25 protein-coding genes and 1 tRNA gene are annotated in these 20,010 nt (G+C 61.3%); 17 read left to right on the forward strand and 9 right to left on the reverse strand.

Annotated elements, in window-relative coordinates:
• The first annotated feature begins 5 nt into the window (after window positions 1–5).
• The 7 genes from AC07OT_RS26530 (at window position 6) to AC07OT_RS26560 (ending at window position 7,277) form a co-directional block, all read left to right on the forward strand.
• Window positions 6–635 (forward strand): urea amidolyase associated protein UAAP2, encoded by a 630-nt coding sequence (locus tag AC07OT_RS26530; protein ID WP_074844417.1) that lies wholly within the window; start codon window positions 6–8, stop codon window positions 633–635.
• A gap of 163 nt (window positions 636–798) precedes the next feature.
• Window positions 799–4,404 carry an urea carboxylase gene (uca, locus tag AC07OT_RS26535; protein ID WP_141156997.1) on the forward strand — a complete coding sequence of 1,202 codons (3,606 nt, stop codon included), beginning with the start codon at window positions 799–801 and terminating at the stop codon, window positions 4,402–4,404.
• Window positions 4,405–4,452: 48 nt separating this feature from the next.
• A complete protein-coding gene (locus tag AC07OT_RS26540) occupies window positions 4,453–4,659 on the forward strand; it encodes a cysteine-rich CWC family protein (RefSeq protein ID WP_065938870.1) in 207 nt (68 codons plus the stop codon).
• Window positions 4,649–5,341 (forward strand): pseudouridine synthase, encoded by a 693-nt coding sequence (locus AC07OT_RS26545; protein ID WP_495109465.1) that lies wholly within the window; start codon window positions 4,649–4,651, stop codon window positions 5,339–5,341. Before AC07OT_RS26540 ends, AC07OT_RS26545 begins: the two co-directional genes overlap by 11 nt.
• A 304-nt stretch (window positions 5,342–5,645) precedes the next feature.
• A complete protein-coding gene (locus AC07OT_RS26550) occupies window positions 5,646–6,530 on the forward strand; it encodes an alpha/beta fold hydrolase (protein WP_495109466.1) in 885 nt (294 codons plus the stop codon).
• A gap of 110 nt (window positions 6,531–6,640) precedes the next feature.
• A tRNA-Gly gene (locus AC07OT_RS26555) sits at window positions 6,641–6,714 on the forward strand.
• A gap of 257 nt (window positions 6,715–6,971) precedes the next feature.
• Entirely contained in the window at window positions 6,972–7,277 is a 306-nt protein-coding gene (locus AC07OT_RS26560; RefSeq protein WP_495109467.1) for a DUF6482 family protein, read from the forward strand.
• Window positions 7,278–7,345: 68 nt separating this feature from the next.
• Here AC07OT_RS26560 and AC07OT_RS26565 read toward each other — a convergent pair whose 3' ends face one another.
• Window positions 7,346–7,585 carry a DUF6124 family protein gene (locus AC07OT_RS26565; protein WP_027604347.1) on the reverse strand — a complete coding sequence of 80 codons (240 nt, stop codon included), beginning with the start codon at window positions 7,583–7,585 and terminating at the stop codon, window positions 7,346–7,348.
• Between the two features lie 403 nt (window positions 7,586–7,988).
• On the opposite strand from AC07OT_RS26565, the gene AC07OT_RS26570 reads away from it, so the two are divergent.
• Entirely contained in the window at window positions 7,989–8,231 is a 243-nt protein-coding gene (locus AC07OT_RS26570) for a helix-turn-helix domain-containing transcriptional regulator (RefSeq protein ID WP_177414150.1), read from the forward strand.
• 5 nt (window positions 8,232–8,236) lie between these two features.
• On the opposite strand, the gene AC07OT_RS26575 is transcribed toward AC07OT_RS26570, so the two are convergent.
• Both AC07OT_RS26575 and AC07OT_RS26580 read right to left on the reverse strand, forming a co-directional pair.
• Window positions 8,237–9,427, reverse strand: a complete 1,191-nt coding sequence (locus AC07OT_RS26575) for an MFS transporter (protein ID WP_495109468.1) — start codon at window positions 9,425–9,427, stop codon at window positions 8,237–8,239.
• A complete protein-coding gene (locus AC07OT_RS26580) occupies window positions 9,424–10,587 on the reverse strand; it encodes an MFS transporter (protein ID WP_495109469.1) in 1,164 nt (387 codons plus the stop codon). Before AC07OT_RS26580 ends, AC07OT_RS26575 begins: the two co-directional genes overlap by 4 nt.
• A gap of 95 nt (window positions 10,588–10,682) precedes the next feature.
• On the opposite strand from AC07OT_RS26580, the gene AC07OT_RS26585 reads away from it, so the two are divergent.
• The 5 genes from AC07OT_RS26585 to AC07OT_RS26605 all read left to right on the forward strand — a co-directional run bounded on the left by AC07OT_RS26585 (window position 10,683) and on the right by AC07OT_RS26605 (window position 13,383).
• Window positions 10,683–11,579 carry a LysR family transcriptional regulator gene (locus AC07OT_RS26585; protein WP_495109470.1) on the forward strand — a complete coding sequence of 299 codons (897 nt, stop codon included), beginning with the start codon at window positions 10,683–10,685 and terminating at the stop codon, window positions 11,577–11,579.
• Window positions 11,580–11,743: 164 nt separating this feature from the next.
• The gene (locus AC07OT_RS26590; RefSeq protein ID WP_003189411.1) at window positions 11,744–11,926 is read left to right on the forward strand and encodes a type II toxin-antitoxin system HicA family toxin; all 183 of its coding nucleotides are present in this window, start codon (window positions 11,744–11,746) and stop codon (window positions 11,924–11,926) included.
• A gap of 22 nt (window positions 11,927–11,948) precedes the next feature.
• A complete protein-coding gene (locus AC07OT_RS26595; RefSeq protein WP_027604351.1) occupies window positions 11,949–12,359 on the forward strand; it encodes a type II toxin-antitoxin system HicB family antitoxin in 411 nt (136 codons plus the stop codon).
• Between the two features lie 88 nt (window positions 12,360–12,447).
• Entirely contained in the window at window positions 12,448–12,789 is a 342-nt protein-coding gene (locus tag AC07OT_RS26600; RefSeq protein ID WP_495109471.1) for a hypothetical protein, read from the forward strand.
• Between the two features lie 93 nt (window positions 12,790–12,882).
• Entirely contained in the window at window positions 12,883–13,383 is a 501-nt protein-coding gene (locus tag AC07OT_RS26605) for a methylated-DNA--[protein]-cysteine S-methyltransferase (RefSeq protein ID WP_495109472.1), read from the forward strand.
• Here AC07OT_RS26605 and AC07OT_RS26610 read toward each other — a convergent pair whose 3' ends face one another.
• On the reverse strand, window positions 13,384–14,166 hold the full coding sequence (locus AC07OT_RS26610) for a GNAT family N-acetyltransferase (RefSeq protein ID WP_495109473.1): 783 nt from the start codon (window positions 14,164–14,166) through the stop codon (window positions 13,384–13,386). It abuts the gene before it with no gap.
• Window positions 14,167–14,343: 177 nt separating this feature from the next.
• On the opposite strand from AC07OT_RS26610, the gene AC07OT_RS26615 reads away from it, so the two are divergent.
• Window positions 14,344–14,769 carry a low affinity iron permease family protein gene (locus tag AC07OT_RS26615; protein ID WP_027604355.1) on the forward strand — a complete coding sequence of 142 codons (426 nt, stop codon included), beginning with the start codon at window positions 14,344–14,346 and terminating at the stop codon, window positions 14,767–14,769.
• A 54-nt stretch (window positions 14,770–14,823) separates the two neighbouring features.
• Here AC07OT_RS26615 and AC07OT_RS26620 read toward each other — a convergent pair whose 3' ends face one another.
• The 3 genes from AC07OT_RS26620 to fos form a co-directional block, all read right to left on the reverse strand.
• On the reverse strand, window positions 14,824–15,351 hold the full coding sequence (locus AC07OT_RS26620) for a DUF4142 domain-containing protein (RefSeq protein ID WP_027604356.1): 528 nt from the start codon (window positions 15,349–15,351) through the stop codon (window positions 14,824–14,826).
• Between the two features lie 118 nt (window positions 15,352–15,469).
• Window positions 15,470–16,111, reverse strand: coding sequence for a LysE family translocator (locus AC07OT_RS26625; RefSeq protein ID WP_027604357.1), 642 nt, complete (start codon window positions 16,109–16,111; stop codon window positions 15,470–15,472).
• Window positions 16,112–16,165: 54 nt separating this feature from the next.
• Complete coding sequence (gene fos, locus AC07OT_RS26630; RefSeq protein ID WP_253493582.1) at window positions 16,166–16,576, reverse strand: fosfomycin resistance glutathione transferase; 411 nt, start codon at window positions 16,574–16,576, stop codon at window positions 16,166–16,168.
• 100 nt (window positions 16,577–16,676) lie between these two features.
• Here fos and AC07OT_RS26635 point away from each other — a divergent pair, with 100 nt between their 5' ends.
• Both AC07OT_RS26635 and AC07OT_RS26640 read left to right on the forward strand, forming a co-directional pair.
• Window positions 16,677–16,916, forward strand: coding sequence for a CopG family ribbon-helix-helix protein (locus tag AC07OT_RS26635; RefSeq protein ID WP_065928241.1), 240 nt, complete (start codon window positions 16,677–16,679; stop codon window positions 16,914–16,916).
• Window positions 16,906–17,190, forward strand: coding sequence for a type II toxin-antitoxin system RelE/ParE family toxin (locus AC07OT_RS26640; RefSeq protein ID WP_495109474.1), 285 nt, complete (start codon window positions 16,906–16,908; stop codon window positions 17,188–17,190). Before AC07OT_RS26635 ends, AC07OT_RS26640 begins: the two co-directional genes overlap by 11 nt.
• Window positions 17,191–17,197: 7 nt before the next feature.
• On the opposite strand, the gene AC07OT_RS26645 is transcribed toward AC07OT_RS26640, so the two are convergent.
• Window positions 17,198–18,106: a LysR family transcriptional regulator gene (locus AC07OT_RS26645; protein ID WP_495109475.1), complete on the reverse strand. Its 909-nt coding sequence runs from the start codon at window positions 18,104–18,106 to the stop codon at window positions 17,198–17,200.
• A 77-nt stretch (window positions 18,107–18,183) separates the two neighbouring features.
• On the opposite strand from AC07OT_RS26645, the gene AC07OT_RS26650 reads away from it, so the two are divergent.
• Window positions 18,184–18,672: a DMT family transporter gene (locus tag AC07OT_RS26650; protein WP_495109476.1), complete on the forward strand. Its 489-nt coding sequence runs from the start codon at window positions 18,184–18,186 to the stop codon at window positions 18,670–18,672.
• On the opposite strand, the gene AC07OT_RS26655 is transcribed toward AC07OT_RS26650, so the two are convergent.
• The gene (locus AC07OT_RS26655; RefSeq protein WP_495109477.1) at window positions 18,673–20,004 is read right to left on the reverse strand and encodes an MFS transporter; all 1,332 of its coding nucleotides are present in this window, start codon (window positions 20,002–20,004) and stop codon (window positions 18,673–18,675) included.
• Window positions 20,005–20,010: the final 6 nt, after the last annotated feature.

Below are 20,010 nucleotides of genomic sequence, written 5' to 3' on the forward strand. Positions count from 1 at the left end.
CTGCCATGTCTATCGCACTGAAACAACCGGACGCGGCCGTGTACCGCGCAACCATCCCCGCCGGCGAACCGTGGCTGATGGAGGTCAAGGCCGGGCAGACCCTGCGCATCCTCGACCTGGAGGGCAACCAGGCCGTCGACACGTTGTTCTACAGCGTGAAAAACCCGCGTGAACGCTACGACGTGCAACGCACGTTGCGCCGGCAGAACAGCGTGTACCTGGGCACCGGCAGCGTGCTGTATTCCAACCTCGGCCAGCCGATGCTGACCATCGTCGATGACACCTGCGGGCGCCACGACACCCTCGGCGGCGCCTGCGCCCAAGAGAGCAACACCGTGCGCTACGCCCTGGAAAAACGCTACATGCACAGCTGCCGCGACAACTACCTGCGCGCCTGTGCCCACGACGGCCGCCTCGGCAAAGGCGACATCGGACCGAACATCAATTTCTTCATGAATGTGCCTGTGACGGCCGACGGCGGGCTGACCTTCGAAGACGGCATTTCCGCCCCCGGCAAGTACGTCGACCTGCGGGCGGAGATGGATGTGATCGTGCTGATCTCCAACTGCCCGCAGTTGAACAACCCATGCAACGCCTACAACCCCACCCCTGCGGAGCTGCTGGTATGGAACTGAAACTCAAGCGCCTGCGCCGTTGGCTGTTTGCCCTGTGCCAATCCCGAGCCGGGCAGTGCATCCGCAAACAATAGCGCGCCAATGTGGGATCCACACTGACTGCACGCACTGCGGACGACCGCAGTGCTCCCCCACTTTGCGGGACGGCCCGCAGGGTTTTGCCATGTTCGAAAAACTGTTGATTGCCAACCGTGGCGCCATCGCCTGCCGCATCCTGCGCACCTTGCGCGAGCTGCAGGTCAAGGGCATCGCCGTGTACGCCGAGGCCGATGCGGCGAGCCTGCATATCCAGCAAGCCGACGAGGCCTACAGCCTCGGTGAAGGCGCGGCGGCCAGTACGTACCTGGCGGTGGAAAAAATTCTCGCCACCGCCAAGGCCTGTGGGGCCAAGGCGATTCATCCCGGCTACGGCTTCCTGTCGGAGAACGCAGCGTTTGCCGAAGCCTGTGAAAACGCGGGCATCGCCTTTGTCGGGCCGACGCCGCAACAGCTGCGGGTATTTGGCCTCAAGCACACCGCCCGCGCCTTGGCCAAGCAGCACAAGATCCCGCTGCTGGAAGGCACCGAACTGCTCAACAGCCTCGCCTGCGCGTTGCTGGCCGCCGACACCGTGGGCTACCCGGTGATGCTCAAAAGCACCGCCGGCGGTGGCGGTATCGGCATGCGCGTATGCCGCAGCAGCGTGGAGTTGAGCGAGTCCTTCGAGGCGGTCAAACGCCTGGGGCAGAACAATTTCAGCGATGCCGGCGTGTTTATCGAGAAGTACATCGAGCACGCACGCCACCTGGAAGTGCAGGTGTTCGGCGACGGCGCCGGTGAAGTGATCGCCCTCGGCGTGCGCGACTGCTCGGTGCAACGGCGCAACCAGAAAGTCCTCGAAGAAACCCCGGCGCCGAACCTGCCCGAAGGCATGGCCGACGCCCTGTGCGCCGCCGCCATCACCCTGGCCAAGGCCGTGAACTACCGCAGCGCCGGCACCGTGGAATTTATCTATGACAGTGCTGACGGGCGCTTCTACTTCCTCGAAGTGAACACACGCTTGCAGGTGGAACACGGCGTTACCGAACAGGTATGGGGCGTGGACCTGGTGCGCTGGATGGTGCAACTGGCGGCCGGGGAAATGCCGCCGTTGAACACACTCGAGTTAACCTCCCAGGGCCACGCGATCCAGGCGCGCCTGTATGCCGAAGACCCGGGCCGCGATTTCCAGCCCAGCCCCGGCTTGCTGACCTGTGTGGATTTCCCGCTGGCCGAAGGCCTGCGGATCGACACCTGGGTGGAAGCCGGCTGCGAGATCCCGCCCTACTTCGACCCGATGATCGCCAAGCTCATCACCTGGGCGCCCACCCGCGAACAGGCGCGCCTGGATCTGCACCGGGCTTTGAGTGACAGCCGGTTGTACGGCGTGGAAACCAACCGCGATTACCTGCGCCAAATCCTGCTGGCCGCGCCCTTTGCCAATGGCCGGCCGTGGACGCGGTGCCTGGAAGACCTGGTCTACGTGGCCGACACGTTTGAAGTGATCAGCGCAGGCACGCAAACCAGCGTGCAGGACTATCCCGGCCGCCTCGGCTACTGGGCCGTGGGCGTGCCGCCGTCGGGGCCGATGGACAGCCGCGCGCTGCGCCTGGGCAATCGCCTGCTGGGCAACGACGAGGGAGCAGCGGCGCTGGAAATCACCCTGAGCGGGCCGCTGCTGCGCTTCAATTGCGCGGCGGTGGTCGCCGTGACCGGTGCTGAAATCCCGCTGCGGTTGAATGATCAAGCCGTGCCAATGAACACCGCGTTGTTGATTGAGGCCGGGTCGGTGCTGAGCCTGGGCACCCTCGCCGGCGCCGGGGCGCGCAGTTACCTGTGCCTGCGTGGCGGGCTGCAAGTGCCGGACTACCTGGGCAGCAAAAGCACCTTCACCCTCGGCCAGTTTGGCGGGCATGGCGGGCGCGCCTTGCGGGCAGGCGATGTGTTGCATCTGTTGCCGTTGGAAGACCGGAACGCCGGGCAACAATCAGTCGCTGAACCGCTGCCGGAGGTCCGCATACTGCGGGTGATTTATGGCCCCCACGGCGCGCCGGAATATTTCCTGCCGGCGTACATCGACACGTTCTTCGCCACGCAGTGGGAAGTGCATTTCAACTCCAGCCGCACCGGTGTTCGGCTGATCGGGCCCAAGCCATTGTGGGCACGCACGGACGGCGGCGAAGCAGGGCTGCATCCGTCGAATATCCATGACAACCCCTATGCCATCGGCGCCGTGGATTTCACCGGTGACATGCCGGTGATCCTGGGGCCGGACGGGCCAAGCCTGGGCGGTTTTGTGTGCCCGGTGACGGTGATCGAGGCGGACCTTTGGCAACTCGGCCAGCTCAAGGCCGGTGACAAGGTTCGCTTTGAACCGGTGGACCTCAAGACCGCCCGCGACCTTGCCCTGAACTGGGATCAAAAGGATGCCGAAACCCTGCGGGAGCAGAGCTTGCTCGCGATGGGAGCAACTCGGTCCGTCGCCGGCACCGAGCAATTGGCATCCCCCATCATCCTGGACATCGGCCACGCCGACACCCGCCTGGTCGCGCGCCTCGCCGGCGACACCCACCTGCTGCTGGAAATCGGCGCGCCGGAGCTGGACCTGGTGCTGCGCTTTCGCGGCCATGCCCTGATGCAGGCCCTGGAAACCCGAGCGTTGAAGGGCGTGATCGACCTGACGCCCGGGATCCGCTCGCTGCAGATCCACTACCAGCCGGAACAACTGCCCCTGGCCGACCTGATCGCACTGATCAGCCACGAGTGGACCGCCGTGTGCACCCGGCAAAACCTGCAGGTGCCTTCGCGCATCGTGCACCTGCCGCTGTCCTGGGACGACCCGGCGTGCCAGCTGGCCATCGAAAAATACATGACCACCGTGCGCAAGGACGCCCCGTGGTGCCCGAGCAATCTGGAGTTCATCCGTCGCATCAACGACCTGGCCAACCTCGATGAAGTGCGCCACACCGTGTTCGACGCCAGCTACCTGGTAATGGGCCTGGGCGACGTCTACCTCGGCGCGCCGGTGGCCACGCCGCTGGACCCGCGTCATCGCCTGGTGACCACCAAATACAACCCGGCCCGCACCTGGACCGCCGAAAATTCGGTGGGCATCGGCGGCGCGTATTTGTGCGTGTACGGCATGGAAGGGCCCGGCGGTTATCAGTTTGTCGGGCGCACCTTGCAGATGTGGAACCGCTATCGCGAAGTGGCGGCGTTTGACGGCAAGCCGTGGCTGCTGCGCTTCTTCGATCAGATTCGGTTCTATCCCGTGAGCGCGGATGAGCTGGTACGGATTCGTCGGGATTTCCCCCTGGGACGCTTCGAACTGAGCATTGAGCAAAGCACGCTGAACCTGGCGGATTACCAAGGGTTTCTTACGCGGGAAGCCGCGAGCATCGGCGCGTTTCGTGAGCACCAGCAGCACGCCTTCAATGCCGAGCGCGAACGCTGGATCGCCAGCGGCCAGGCGCATTTCGACAGCGAAGAGCTCGCGACGCCAGCGGCGCAAGACACGCTGCTCAAGGCCAATGAATACAGCATCGACAGCCCTATCGCCGGCAACCTCTGGCAGGTGCCGGTGGCCGTGGGCGCGCGGGTTGCGGCCGGGGATGTGCTGGTGATTCTGGAGTCGATGAAAATGGAGATCCCGGTGCTGGCGCCCTTTGCCGGGGTGGTGCGGGAAATCCCGGTGCAGCCGGGCAGCGGCATTGGCGCCGGCCAACGGGTCGTGGTGCTGGAACGGGACTGACCGGCGCTGTATCGTGCAGGGACTTCCAAGGCCCTGCCCCCACCGACCATGACCACGCCAACCCTTTGCCCCGCCTGCGGTGCCCGCAACGATTGCACCCTGGCCGACCCACGCACCGCCGACCAGCCGTGCTGGTGCTACAGCGTCACCATCGACCCGGCGGTGCTTGAAGCGCTGCCCGATGCATTGCGCAACACGGCCTGCCTGTGCCCGCGCTGTGCTCAGGTGGATGAGCAGCTTCGCAATGCGCGTTGACCGTTTCCTCAGCAACCTGCCGCGTTTCAATCGCCAGCAAGTGCGCGTGTTGCTGGTGGAGCGGCGGGTGACGGTGGATGGCGTGGCTGTCAGCGACCCACATCATGAAGTGCGCGAATTCAGCCGCGTGTGCGTGGACGATGACGTACTGCAGGCGGGTAAAGCGGCGCGCTATTTCATGCTGCACAAACCCCAGGGCTGCGTCAGCGCGACCTCGGACCCGCAACACCCGACCGTCCTGGACCTGCTGGATGAGCCGGACAAAGGCGAGCTGCATATCGCCGGTCGCCTGGATTTCAACACCACCGGCCTGATGCTGATCACCAACGACGGCCAGTGGTCGCGGCGCCTGACGCAACCGCAGACCAAGTTGCCCAAGGTCTATCGGGTAGAGACGGAGCAGGACATCGGCCCCGAATACGCGGCAACCTTTGCAGCGGGCCTTTATTTCGCCTTTGAAGACCTGACCACGCAACCGGCCGAGCTGGAGCTGCTGGGGCCACGCCTGGCCCGACTGAGCATCACCGAAGGCCGCTATCACCAGGTGAAGCGCATGTTCGGGCACTTCAACAACAAAGTGATCGGCCTGCACCGTGAGCGAATGGGCCCATTGGGCTTGGATGCGGCCCTGGCGCCTGGCAAGTACCGGGCGCTGTCCGAGGAAGAAATCCGACAGGTCTGACGACCGTTCGGCCGGTGATGGCAAAAACCCATTTGTGTGACTTGCGGCATCCCCGGTCTACTGCTTGAATCAAACCGTCAGCCAAATTATGACTGACGAGTCGCCTATAACCTCCAAGAAACACCTTGCCCCGCCCGCGCTTGATCTACGGGCCTCCCAGGCAAACAGCCCGCCCTAACAACAGCCGTCGGCCAGCCGTCATCGGACCGACATGGGCTCTCATCTTCCAGGCGTATGCCTACCTGTCATAAAGCTCGTGCAGAGTGATCTGCGCGCCCTACCCGCTTGCCAGGAGTCTTACGACATGAGGCCAGAAATCGCTGTGTTGGATATACAGGGTCAGTATCGGGTTTACACGGAGTTCTACCGCGCGGATGCTGCTGAAAAGACCATCATCCTGGTCAACGGCTCGCTGGCCACCACGGCCTCCTTCGCCCAAACCGTGAAAAGCCTGTACCCGCAATTCAATGTGGTTTTGTACGACCAGCCCTACGCCGGTCGCTCCAAAATCCATAACCGTCATGAGCAAATGCTGACGAAGGAAGTCGAAGGCCAGATCCTCCTGGAGCTGATCGACCACTTCGCCGCCGAGCACGTGCTGTCCTTCTCCTGGGGCGGCGCCGCCACCCTGGTGGCCCTCGCCCAGCGGCCACGGCGTGTGGAAAAGGCCGTGATCAGCTCGTTCTCTCCGGTGATCAACGCGCCGATGCGCGACTACCTCGAGCGTGGCGTCGACTACCTCGGCAACCTCGACCGCGACCGCGTCGGGCACTTGATCAACAGCACCATCGGCAAACACCTGCCGTCGCTGTTCAAGCGTTTCAACTACAAGCATGTGAGCAGCCTGGCCGAGCACGAATACGGGCAGATGCATTTTCACATCAGCCAGGTACTGCACAACGACCGCCTGTGCTACCTCAAGGCCGCGCGGCAGATCGATGTGCCGGTGCTGTTTTTGAACGGCGAATGGGACGAATACACCAGCGCCGAGGATGCCAAGCAGTTCGGGCAGTACGTGACGAAGAGCAGCTTCAGCACCATCCAGGCGACGGGGCATTTCCTGGATATGGAGCACAAGGCCGCCTGCCGGGACAGCCGGGACGCGGTGGTGGGCTTTTTGAAACCGGAACGGCAGGCCAGCCGATTGCGTTATCACCAGGGCCAGACGCAGCATGCATTCGCCATCTGAAATGAAGGCTTGCCGTGGCGAACGGACCTGCTCGCCACGGCAAGCTGCACAAATTCCGAAGAAAAACTTCAAATCCCGGCGCACATCTGGTACAAAGTCAGCCGCTCTGAGCGGGTGTCGTATAATGGCATTACTCCAGCTTCCCAAGCTGATAACGAGGGTTCGATTCCCTTCACCCGCTCCACTCAGACATAGCTTCCACGCCGGCAGGATTTTGGCGGGGGATGCATAAAAAACCGGTCCTTGGTGGCCGGTTTTTTTATGGGTGGGATTTGAGATTCAAAAATAGAGTGCGCACAAACCTGTACAAATTTTATTTATTGTACAAGTATCATGCTTCGAGCGGCGACACTTCGCCCCGCACCTTCGAAGAGCCAGGCCATGAGTGGGGCCAGGTCACGTTGTTTTTCGTCACCAATGAGCCCTAAGCGAGGGTTAATCATGAATATGCAAATGCTGACCGAGCTGGCCGGGAAAGGCGAAATACGTGAGCTGGAGTTGCTGTCCCTGGAGGGCGGTTTCTATATCGCTCTCGTCAGGCTGGAGCACGTCGAGGCGACGTTACTGGACGATCACGGCAAGCCGATGCGCATCGGGTCCACCACGCATTTACGCGACCTGTTGCAGCGGGTTCCGCCGTTTCCTTGCGTACTGGTGCAACACTGCGTTCACGATGAAATGTGCGGTACGCGTGAAGGGCCTATCGGTGCGTTGCGCATTCCGTTTTCGCTGGCGGCGACACTGTAAATCCTGGCTCCCCTCCCCCGTGGTATGGGCGGCCTGGGAAGGCAAGCCGTTTACACCGTACGGGTGACCTACGCGGCTCGGTCCACGCGGTCCTGAACAGCCTCGACCAGCAGCAGGCCCAGTTCAATCATCTGCTGAATGGCCAGGGCCAGGTAGCGCTGTTGAGAGGGCAGGCTTTCGACGAACTCGTGGGTCATGGCACCTGCACCGGCGATGGTTTCGTAGGCGTTGGCGAGCAGCGCTTGAGTGTCGATTTCGGGACGGACGCTGAACAGTTTTACGGATGGATTGCATGAGTCAGTACACATCTGTTGATCCTCGTTAGGGACCGCATACCAGAGCTACTAAACAATGGGTGGCGGCTGTACGCAGGTTAGTAGACCGGCGAATCAACGAAACCGGCGCGCCCGAAGACGCCCTGCGTGCAGCCACCATAAGAGCAGCTGTACGCCGTTGATCGTATCGGGCTACTAAACCCGACCGCTGATGGGCAGCGGCTGACGAACCTTAAAGAGGCCGTCCAAGGCGCACAACTCGGACGAGTCTGATCGTTGTGTAGGCAATGCCGCAAGGTTCAGCCCCATGCTCGAAGCGTGAAGAAATCGAAGCTTTTGGCAACAAATAGCCGTTGAAGAACGTTTGAATTCAACCTACCACTCACATCATTGTCCATGGCCCCAGCCCACCAGAAATGCATACGCAGGTTTGATCATGACTCAGCCATTGACCGCTTTCGATATTGTTGACCTGCTCGACAGCCAGGAAGCCATCCACGAATACCTTTCTCAGGTTATTGCAGAGGGTGATAAATCAGAGTTCCTAAGGGCTGTCGATTTTGCGGCCAAAGCCCGTGAGAAAATTCGGGCAGAACTGGCGATGGTTGAGTCCAGCCGAGAACCTCAGCCGTTCGACTCCTTGGCATTTAAGCAAAAAATTCCAAGTACCCGAGAGTGAGCCTTTTAAGCCTCAACCCCACTCCTCTGCACCACCCACGCCAACGGCAACGTCACACCCAACATCCCCGCCAACACCATCACCGCCACCGGCACGCCCAGCACATCCCCCACTGCACCAAACACCAGCGGCGCCAGCGCGCCACCGCCAATCGTGCCGGTGTAGAACAGTGCAAACGCCTGCTCGCGCTTGCCCGCGCCGGCAAGGTCGGGCACGGCGCCGTACAGTACCGAGGAGGTGCCATTAAGCACCAGGCCCAACAGCGGCAGCATCACCATCAACCCGCTGAGCGGCAGGCACACCGCCGCGACGATCAGCACTGCAGTGCTGGTTTCCGTGATCCACACGGTCTTCATCATGCCGATGCGCGCGCCGAGGTAGCCGCAGAACAGTTTGCCGAAGGCACCACCGATGAACAGCAAGGTGAGGGCGAGGCCGATGCCAGCAGTACCGGCGCCTTTGGCTTGCAGCAGGAACGGCAGGAAAGTGAGAAATCCCATGCGCACGGCGCTGTCGAGGGTGCCGGTGAGGATCAGCGCGCGCAGGCCCGTGGTGGAGCCGCTACCCCTGAGGGGCTTGGCTGTTTTTGCGGCGGTGGATTCGGATGCTTGAGCAGGAATCAGCCACCACAACAGCCCCGCCGCCGCCAGGCCAAGCAGGCCCAGCAACGTGGCGCTGGCCTGCCAAATGATGACGGTGAGCAGCAGCCCGACCAGACCAGGAATCAGTGTCTTGCCGATATCGCCGGAGAAGTTGTACTGGGACAGCGCCTGCTTGACCCCACCCCCGTCCTCGTAGGCGTCGGTGATCATCGACGAGGCCAGTGGGTGTTGGGTGCTGGCGCCCAGACCGCCGAGCAGCAGCGCCAGCAGCAACACGGTCAGCCCTGTCGCCTGGCCCACCAGCAGGTAGGCAACACCCGCCAGCGCCGTGCCGCCCACCAGCATCGGTGTGCGGCCCCAGCGTCTGGCTGCGCGGCTGGCCAGCAATTGGAACACGGCCATCATCCCGGAATAGGCACCCCGCAGCAGGCCGATCTGGGCGTAGGACAAGGCGAACTGAGCCTGCCAGACAGGCAGCAAAACGTAGATCACGTCAGTGAGCCCATCATGCACGGCATGGGCGCTGCAACCAGCGAACAAAGCGCGACGGCGCGTCGATAATTCGGGCGAAGGCACAGCAACGGTATCGTTCATCGCGTAGGAATCAGCTCAGGTTTAAGGGGCTTCCAGCCGGTCAAGGCGATCAACAAGATCAGCAGTTGGAACCCGATGATCAGCACCACGCACCCGACCCAGCCCCAGCGTTCCCAGATCAGCGCCGGGACAATGGCGCCGCCGCTGCCGCCCAGGTAATAACAGGTGAGATACACCCCGATAGCACCCGTCTTGTTATCGCCCGCGGTGGCCGTGATAAACCCATTGGCGGCCGCCTGGGCGAGGAACACACCGGTGGAACTGAGCGCCAGGCCCACTACGATGCACCAGAGGGAGGGCATCAGGGTCAACGCCGAACCACTGACGCCCAGCACGGCGGCGACACCCAGCAGTTGGGCATGGGGCCGAGCTTTGCTGAGGCGTCCGGCGATGGGGATCACGATCAACGCCAACAGGAACACCATGTACAGCGTCCCCAACGCCGCAGGCCCGAGGTTGAACGGCGGCAGGCCCAAGTACAAACCTGCGTAGGTAAACGCCGCGACTTGCGAAAACAACACGCAGAAACCTACGGCGTATGCGGCCAACAGCGGCTGGCGAAATACACCTGACGAGGAGGCTTTAACCTGCACGGTCCGCGGGCGGTTGGCCGGCAACAGAAACTGGATGAATCCGCCGACCATCAAGCTCAGCACCGCGAGCACTTCAAAGGCCTCACGCCAGCCCACATACTCGGTCATGACTCCGGTGACGAAGCGCCCGGCGAACCCGCCCAACACGGTGCCCGCGACGTAGAGACTCGTCACCTCCGTGACCGTGCCGCCGCGCCAGCGGTCGCCGATGTAGGCCACGCTGGTGGCGAACAGTACCGGGATCAGCATGCCCTCGACAAAACGCCATACCAGCACTTCGGCAAAGCTGTCGGCATAAGCGGTCATCAATGCCGGCACCGCCAGCAGCACAGCGGCCACCGAGATCACCGTGCGTTGTGCAAAACGTCCGGTCAGGCGACTGACGAAAGGTGCCGTGATCGCCACCGCCAGGGTGGTGACGGTGATGCTCCACCCCGCCTCCTTGGCACTGATATGAAAGTGCGCGGCGAACGTCTGGAGGATGCTTTGGGTCGCATAGAGGTTGAGAAACGCCGCGCAGCCACACAGGAACAGGGCAAGGCGGGCACAATGCAGGCGCAGTTTCATGAAACCTCTCGTTTTATTTTGAAAGGTCTTTATAGAATGGCCGGCAGGTCTTGAACCAATACCGAATTCGGACCGATTGATACCCAAGGATCAGGATGCTCGACCTACGCAAGCTGCGTTACTTTCTGACGGTCGCCGAAGAATTGCATTTCGGTCGCGCCGCCCTGCGCCTGCACCTGGCCCAGCCGCCGTTGACCCGGCAGATTTCGGCACTGGAAGCAGAGTTGGGTTTCAAGCTGTTCGATCGCACCAGCCGCACGGTGACGCTCACCGCCCAGGGCCGCGCGTTCCTGCCCTATGCCCGTGGCGTGCTGGAACAGGTTGAATTGGCACAGGTGATCGCCAGTAAATTGGCTGCTGGCACCGCCGGGCAACTGGCTCTGGGCTATGTGAGTTCCATCGCCCTGTCGGACCTGTTCAGCCAATCGATCCAGGCCTTCGCCCAAAGCTTTCCCGATGTGCAACTGACCCTGGTGGAATGCGCCTCCGGCAGTCTCGGTGCGCAAGTGGCCGATGGACGGCTGGATATTGGCTTGAGCCGGCTGTTACCACAAAACGACGCAGTGCAAACGCTGTCGTTGGGCGAGGAACCCTTGGTGGCAGCGGTGTCGAGTGACAGCCCGTTGGCCAGCCAGGCCGACATCAGCCTGGCGCAGCTCAGTGCCTATCCTTTGATTCTGTTTCCAGCCGATTACGGCTCGGGGCTGAACCAGTCCATCGAGCAGCTTTACCGCCACCATGGCGTGCCCCTGCATGCCGGACCGACCGGACGGCAGATCACTTCGATCATTGCACTGGTGGCCGCCGGGCAAGGGGTGGCGCTGGTGCCGGCCTGTACCCGGAGTTTGATGAACAAGGGCGTGACTTATCGGCCTTTGGTGGAGGCAGATGCGTGTGCGCGATTGTTGGTGCTGACACCGACCGAAAGACACAGTGTGTTGATTGACGCGTTTCTTGCCGTTATCGAAGAAGCATTACACATCCGGCAATGACCCGAAAAACCTCGCAATACCTCCCCAGAGCGCCGATCCCACTCGCTCTTACACTGCATTCACCATCTGCCGAAATACCGGTCATCGAAGACTGGTAGGTAGAGTGTTGATAATTTATTTTCAGTGGTTATAGTCACCACCAACACACACCACAAGGAGGTGCTGTGGATAGCCGATACTTGATAGGTCACATCGTCGCAGACGGCTGGTACCTGGTGCGCATCAGAGGCAGTCATCACCACTTCAAGCACCCGACGAAGCCTGGCCTGGTGACGATCCCCCACCCAAAGAAAGACCTGTTGGACAAAACCGCCAAGAGCATTTTGAAACAAGCTCTGTTGAGTTAATCGTCCCTGGAGGACAACGAACATGCTGTACCCCATCGCAATTTCAACCGGTGACCACGATCACGCCTGGGGCGTGGAAGTCCCGGATATTCCGGGTTGCTACTCTGCCGGTGACGACCTGGACGACGCCATGGCCATGGCGCGCGAAGCCATCGAAGGGCACTTCGAAATCCTCGCGGAAGACGGCGCGCCGATCCCGAGCGCCCAGAAGGTCACCGTGCATGCCGCCAACCCTCAGTACGCCGGCTGCACTTGGGCGGTTGTAGACATCGATGTCACCAAGTACCTGGGCAAGGCGCAAAAACTCAACATCACGCTGCCGGGCTACCTGCTCAACCGCATCGATGAATATGTACTGCACCACCCGGAGGAAAAAAGCCGCTCCGGCTTTCTCGCGTCGGCGGCGCTCAAGGTGCTGCAACAGGATCGGTAGCTGCAACGGGAGCAAAGTCTGAATGCGGCACTGCATCCATAGCGTGATGATGTCGCTTCATTGAGCTTGCGGCCCCAGGGTTATTGCCATGATTGAACCCAAACAATCCACATCCACACCTGTACTGCGCCAAGTGCTCGGCTGGGTGCTGGTGTTACCACTGCTGGTCGCACTGGTGCGGCTCCCGTATCCCTTGGGGCTGGGGCTGGCGCTCGGATCCATCGCCGCATCCGTCTACGGCGTAGTGTTTGCCAGGCGCCATGCCAGCCGAGGCGTCACCGCATTCGCTGCAATCGTCACGCTGTTCAATCTGATTTCCCTGGTCGTCATCGGGGAGGCCTCAGTCATCATGGGGCTCTACAGGATTTCCTGGTTCTACTGGTACCCGTACTATTCCAACTGGGTTTACTGGAATTTCCAGGGCCAGTGAGAATTCCACCGCAAGAAACGTAGTGTTCAGTCCGGCGGATGGCATTACCGTAGGCCTGTAGCGTTTAACAACCGCCCTTCGAGGAGCCCGCTCATGTCCTACGAATACAAGCTCATGCCCTCCCCTGTCGGGGAACTCACCCTGGTGGCGCGCGATGGCAAGCTCAGTGCCATCCTGTGGGAAGTCGAACGCGCCAACCGTGTGCGCCTGGGTCAATTGCACGAAGCCAAGGACAGCCCGGTGCTGTTGGAAACCGAGCGCCAGTTGAAGGAGTACTTCGCGGGGACTCGCCACACATTCGACCTGGAACTGGATTTCGCCGGTACCGAGTTTCAGAAACAGGTCTGGCAGGCGCTGCTGACTATTCCTTTTGGCGAAACCCGCAGCTACAGCCAGATCGCCCGGCAGATCGGCAACCCGAAAGCCGTACGAGCCGTGGGCGCTGCCAATGGGCGCAATCCCATCTCGATCATTGCGCCGTGCCATCGAGTGATTGGTGCCTCGGGCACCTTGACCGGGTTTGCCGGAGGACTCGAAGCCAAGCAGTATCTGTTGACGCTCGAGGACCGTGGTCAAGGAAAAATGACCTTCTGATCACTGGCCTGCGACCGGGCCACGGACAAAAGACTGGTAGTCGAATAAATCTTCGAAACCCAACTTGCGGTACACCGAAACACCCTGGGTCGTTGCTTCAAGAAAACAGCGCCGGGCCCCCAGGCTCGAAGCATGAAGCAGCGCGGTTTGAATCAGTTGCGTCGCATACCCCTTGGCGCGGAACTCCGTGATCGTGCCGACATCGTTAAGCCGGGCCTCTCCATTGCACATGGACAGCGTCAACGAACACCTCACCTGCCCCTCAGTGGACAAGGTGAAGTGGTAAAGCGCTTGACCCACGTCAAGCGCCCGCTGGTGCCGTGCCTGATAACGCGTAACCCATTCAGGCGGGAGCAAAAACGCATTGCCAAGGGGAGCCGCCCAGCCTTCCAGGTTTCGAGTCAAGCTGACCTGTACAGTGCTGTCACGCTCCGATGAAACAAGGCGCGACAGATCGAGTGCCATCGCCGTGGTCTTTTCGGCTGCCTGAAAGCCGATCCCCATCAGCACCGCACCTACCTGCGCGACCTTTTCCTCATGAATCACGATGCGTGTATTCATCAAGATACAGCGAATCAGTTCCATGGGCGCCGCCATGGCGTCCCCCATCGGGGTGCTGCCTATCCGGATAAACAACAGGTTCGCAGGTTCGAAATACCCGTCGGTAAAATAAGCGTTGATACAAGCGTTGTAGCGACGATGCAGCGAGCAAGTGGCAGCGAAATAATGATCTTCGGTCTGGTGATAAAGCGCAGTCAGGTCACAGGCGGCGTTAACGTGCATAGGGCGTTCCCGGATAAAATCCCAGTCTTGCCCCTCGCGGCGTCGTGTGCCGTAAGCCCACTCCTAAAAGCCCGGAAGAAAAACGCACAACGTTGTTCACACCCAAAGATGTAAAAAGAAATTTCAGAGCGTGCCTGCGGTCAGTATTTTCATCACTCACCTTTAAGGAAAGCGGTCATGAAATTCTCTGCAGTCTCACAATCCCTGTCCCGTTGGGCAGGCAGTGCCCGGACGTTCTATGCGGCGGTCGCGTTGATTTTCCTGTGGAGCTTGAGCGGTCCGTACTTCCACTACAACGACACCTGGCAGTTGATCATCAACACCTCGACCACCATCATCACCTTCCTGATGGTGTTCCTGATCCAGAACACGCAAAACCGCGATAACGACATCCTGCACATCAAGATCGATGAACTGCTGCGGGTCTCCAAGGATGCGCAGAACGCCGTGCTGAGCCTGGACGGCCTGGACCGCAAGGAACTGGAAAAACTGCGCCAGGAATACCGCAGCATCGGCAACACCGGCACCGTCAGCCTGAACAGCAGCTGTGGCCACGCGGCCGACGATGCGGCCCCGAACAAGACCGATCTGAACCAGGCATAAAAAAACGGCGGTTGGACATGATCCAACCGCCGTTTTTTATATCAAGCGAAAGGCTCAACCGTCGCCTTGATGGCCCTTACCGTAGGTCGAGGCCAGGGCTCGGGCCTTTTGCAGACGTTCTTCCAGCTTGGGCAGCGTCTCATCCACCAGTGCCTTGATTTCCGGCACATCCGAGGCCGCCCCTTCGCGCTTGAACAGGGCAATGGCGTCTTCGTTTTCCTTCACTTGCTGCGCGGTGTAGGCCGCGTCGAAGGAGTCGCCGTCCTTGAGTTCGGGCATCAGGGTTTCGGCCTTGTCGACGATCTTCTCCCGTGGGGCCACGGGCAGGTCGAGCTTCTTGGCGATGGCCGCCAAATGCTGGTTGGCCAGGGTGCGCTCGTTGATCACCTCGATGGTGTAGTCCTTGATTTCCTGGGACGAGGTCTTGGCGTGGGCCATGCGACTGGTTTCGATATCGGCCATGCCTTTGGCCGAAGCCTGCTCGATGAATTCAGCAGGCGACTGGGCGAAAGCATTGCTGGCGCCGAGGCCCAGCAGCATCGCGAAACTGGCGGTGCGTAACCGGATAGCCATGCGGCTCATGATGGGTTCCTCCAGGGCAAAAATAGGTGCGGGGAAAGACACCTCGCCCTGAATTCGAATTTTCAGGGCGGCAAAGGTTTAGAAAAAACTTGCCCGCGCGACGAACGGTCGTGCCCAGTCAGGCCGGTTTACTGCCGAACAGGCCTGGCAGCGCATGGGCCAGGGCATTGATGGCGAAGCCGATAAACATCACGCCGCAGAGCCTGGTGATGAGGATTTCATGGCGCTGATACACCGTGCGCACCCGCTGGGCACCGACCACGCCGATCAGGATCGCGTAGGCCAACAGGCCACCGACGAAGCTCAGGAAGATCAACGCCGGCAGCATCGACCAGGTCAGCAATTCGGCGCGGCTGGACAGCAATGCAGTAAATGTCGCCACGGCCACTGGATACGCCTTGGGGTTGGTCAAGCCGAACAGGATGCCGTGCCAGAACGGATGCCGCGCCGCGCCCTGGGGGGCTTCACTGCTGCGACGCTGGGTACGAATCGCGCGCCAGCCGAGCCAGAACAGGTACAGCCCACTGAGCACGCCGAGCACATCGAACGCGCTGCTGCCGACTTCCCGCGCGCCCACAATCGCGATCAGCGCCGTACTGCACCACAGCACATCGCCGAGCAAGTGCCCGCACAGAAACCCCGCCCCGGCACGACGCCCCCGGGCGGCGCCGATGCCAAACACCGCCAATACGCCGGGGCCAGGCGTAATACCGTAGATAAAACCCGAAGCGAGGACGGCAAGCAGCAAGGAGGGGGTCATGGTCGCGACTCTGACAAAGCATGGGAAGGTGGACGGATTCTGCACGTTCCTGCGCTATGGGTAAAACCGCATTCCCGCATAGGGCTGGTCGCGGCAAGCCAGCAGGCGCGAAGCCAAGTCGCCCACATGGGCTTCGAGCTTATGGCCGTCGGGATCAAGGAAATAGAACGAAGCGCCTTCGCTGCGATTGTCGCGCCACGCTTGCACCTCGGCGGCGCGCAGGCGCGAGACCAGCGCAGCGAAATCACTCGCTGCGACAGTGAACCCATAGTGGGTGTAATCGGCCGCCGGCTTCGAGTCGCGCAGCGGATCAAGGGACAGGCATAGCCATAGGCCCGGCAATGACAAATAGGCGCCGGTGTCCCAGGTGGCTTCGAGCTTGAGTTGCAACAACTCATGGTAAAACCCGACGCTGCGCTGCAAATCGGTGACCGACAGGGTCAAGTGATTGAGGCCTGAGAGCATGAGCATTTTCCTTATCGGATCCCCCTGACGAACGGGGGTAAATCATGAAGAGATGACAATGTAGTATGTTGCACTACACATCACTACATCGAGGCTCCCCATGTCTGTTATGTCCCTACGCATACCCGAAGACATCGCCGCCACGCTTGCCAGTCTCGCCAAGGCGACCGGGCGCAGCAAATCCTTTCTCGCAGTCGATGCATTACGCGAATACTTGACGCGCGAAGCGTGGCAAATCGAAGAAATTCAAAAAGCATTGAAAGAAGCAGACGCAGGCGAGTTCGCGACGGCTGCGGAGGTAAAAGCCGTTGCCGATAAATGGCGCACCAATGCAGGTTGAGTGGCTGAGGACAGCCCTCAAGAACCTTGATGATGAAGCCGCGTACATTGCGCAGGAAAACCCCAAAGCCGCCCATGAGTTCGTCCAGGCCATCATGGTTGGGCTAGGACATGTCGCCGAATTTCCTGCAATGGGAAAGGAAGGTCGAGTTCCAGGAACGCGGGAGTGGGTAGTGCCTCGATGGCCTTACATCGTTCCCTACCGGATTCGAGATGGACGATTACAAGTGATGCGACTTTTTCATACACGTCGCCAGCCACCGACATCCTGGTAGCAACCATTCAGCCCTGTAACCCTCCCTGCACCTGCCCAATCAACCACTGCAACCCCGAATCCCCGCCCCGTCGCGCATGCCATGCCAGTTCAAAGGTAAACGACGGAATATGAAACGGCGGCGCCACGGCGACCAGATGCGGGTGATCAATATTCAGCAAGCCTCGCGACGATACGGTGAGAATCAAGTCCGTGCCCTTGATCAACTGCGGCGCCACGCCCCAGTGCGGCAGGCTGATCGCCACATGCCGTCGCTCGCGAATCGCGGTCAGTGCCCGCTCGATTTCCGGCGCACCGCTGCCGCGCATTTCCAGCAGTACGTGGGGGCGCGACAGGTAGGTGGGCAGGTCGAGCACACCGTTGTGCGGCAGGCTGTTGCGGTCCAGCAGGCAGGTGTAATGCTCTTCGAACAACGGCGCAGTGCGCAGCTCGGCGGGCATGTCGGGAAAGACGCCGGCAGCCAGGTCGATATCACCGTTGAGCACGCCCTCCACCATGCCTTCGCGGCTGGCCTGGATGATTTGCAGGTCGATACCGGGCGCTTCACGCCGCAGGACGCGAACCAGACCCGGCAGGAAAATCGCCGCACTGTAGTCCGACATCGCCACACGAAACCGGCGCTTGGCTGATGCCGGGTCAAAGCGATTCGGCGCCAGCAACGCCTGCACCTGGGCCAGGGCTTCGGCCAATGGCGCCGCCAACTCCAGGGCGCGGGCCGTGGGCACTAACGTGCCGCCCTGGCGCACCAGCAACGGGTCACCCAATAAATCGCGCAAGCGCGCCAGCGCGTGGCTCACTGCCGGCTGGCTGAGGTGCAAACGCTCGGCGGCGCGGGTGACGTGTTGCTCACTGAGCAAGGCGTCAAGGACCACCAACAGGTTAAGGTCGATTCGGCGCAGATCATTCATCAGTTGCATGCTCGACATAAGAACTTGGAATTTAAATTTGCGCGACGAATAGCCTAGAGTCCAGCAAAACCTCTGGGAGATTCGCCATGACGACGTTGCATTGGGCCGGTTTGTTGCTATTGGCGGTGATCGCCGGGGCGATGGTGCCGTTTCAAAGTGCGATCAATGCCAACCTCGGACGCAGCCTTGGGCACCCGCTGTGGGCCACCCTGGCGTCGCTGCTGGTGAGCATCCTCGTGCTGCTGCCGGTGATCGTGGCGCTGCGCCTGCCGCTGCCCGGCCTCGCATTTATCACCAAGGCGCCCCTGTGGATGTGGGCCGGGGGCGCGTTTGGCGTGTGCTTTATCGCGCTGGCGTTGACGCTGCTGCCCAAGCTGGGCGCGTCGGGGTTTATCGCCCTGGCCATGGCCGGGCAGATTCTCGCGTCGCTGCTGTTGGATCACTTCGGCCTGTTTGGCTTGGCGGAGCGCTCACTGACAACACCCCGAATCCTTGGCGCGTTGTTGTTGATGGGCGGCGTGGCGTTGATTCAGTTCAGCGCCACACCGGCCCAAGCGCTGACAAACGCCGGCTGATCATGCCTTGTCGAGGGTGCGCAGCTTTTGCGGCAGGCCCCACAGCAGCAGCGCCGCCGCCAACAGCGCGCAAACGCCGATCACATAGAGTGCCGGGGTGGTGCTGCCGGTAAGGTCCTTGATCCGCCCCACCATCACCGGGCTGACAATTCCACCGAACTGCCCGAGGGTATTGATCACCGCAATCCCGCCCGCCGCGCCTGCGCCGGCACCGGCCAGCAACTTGGGCGGCAGGGTCCAGAAGGTCGGGATCGACGCGATGATGCCGGCGCCCAACATGCCCAGGGCGATGATCAGGAAGGTGGTGTGATCGGCAAAGATCCCGGCACTGAAGAAGCCCACCGCGCCCAGCACCACCAAGCCGCAGACAAACTTGCGGCGCTCGCCGGTCGCATCCGACAGCCGCCCGATCACCACCATGCTGATCGCGCCGCACACATAGGGAATCGCGGTGAGCAGGCCGATCATCACCGGGCTTTGGGTGCCGGCGCTGCGGATCAGCTGCGGCGCCCAGAAGTTGAGGCCGTAAGACGCCACCTGGATCAGGAAGTAGATAAACCCGAGCATCAGGAAGCCGGGAATGCGGATCGCCGACAGCAGTGAGCCGCCATGTGTGTTCGGCTCATGCCGGGCAATGCGGCTCGACAGCAGGGTCTTCTCCGCCGGCGTCAGCCAGTGCGCATCTTCGATACGGTCCTTGAGCAGGGTCAGCACCAGCAAGCCCAAGCCGATGCAGGGCAAGCCGCCGAGCAGGAACAGCCAGTGCCAGCCGCGCATCTGCAGCACGCCGTCGAGGTGTTCCAGCACCAGGCCGGAGAACGGCGCACCTACCAGGCCGGCAAAGGCGGACGCCAGGAACAGCATCGAGGTAATGCGCCCGCGGAAGTGCTGCGGGAACCACAACGTCAGGTAATACAGCACACCGGGCGCGAAGCCCGCCTCCATCGCACCAATGATGAAACGCAGGCCATAGAACTGCCATTCGGCGGTGACAAACACCATGGCCGCCGTGGCCAGGCCCCACGACATCATGATCCGCGCGATCCAGCGCCGCGCGCCGACCTTGTACAGCATCATGTTGCTCGGCACTTCAAAGATCACATACCCCACCACGAACAACCCGGCGCCCAGGCCGTAGGCGGTGTCGCTCAGGCTGAGGTCGGCCTGCAGCTGGAACTTGGCAAAGCTGATGTTGATGCGGTCAAAAAACGCGAACAGGTAGCACACCATGATCAGCGGCATCAGGCGCCAGGCGACCTTGCTGACCAGGGCTTTTTCGGCATCGATTTCAGCGGCCGGGCGCGCGCCGGCCTGCAACGTATGAGTGCTCATGGTTTC

It is taken from the genome of Pseudomonas sp. GW821-FHT09C10, from assembly GCF_059418085.1.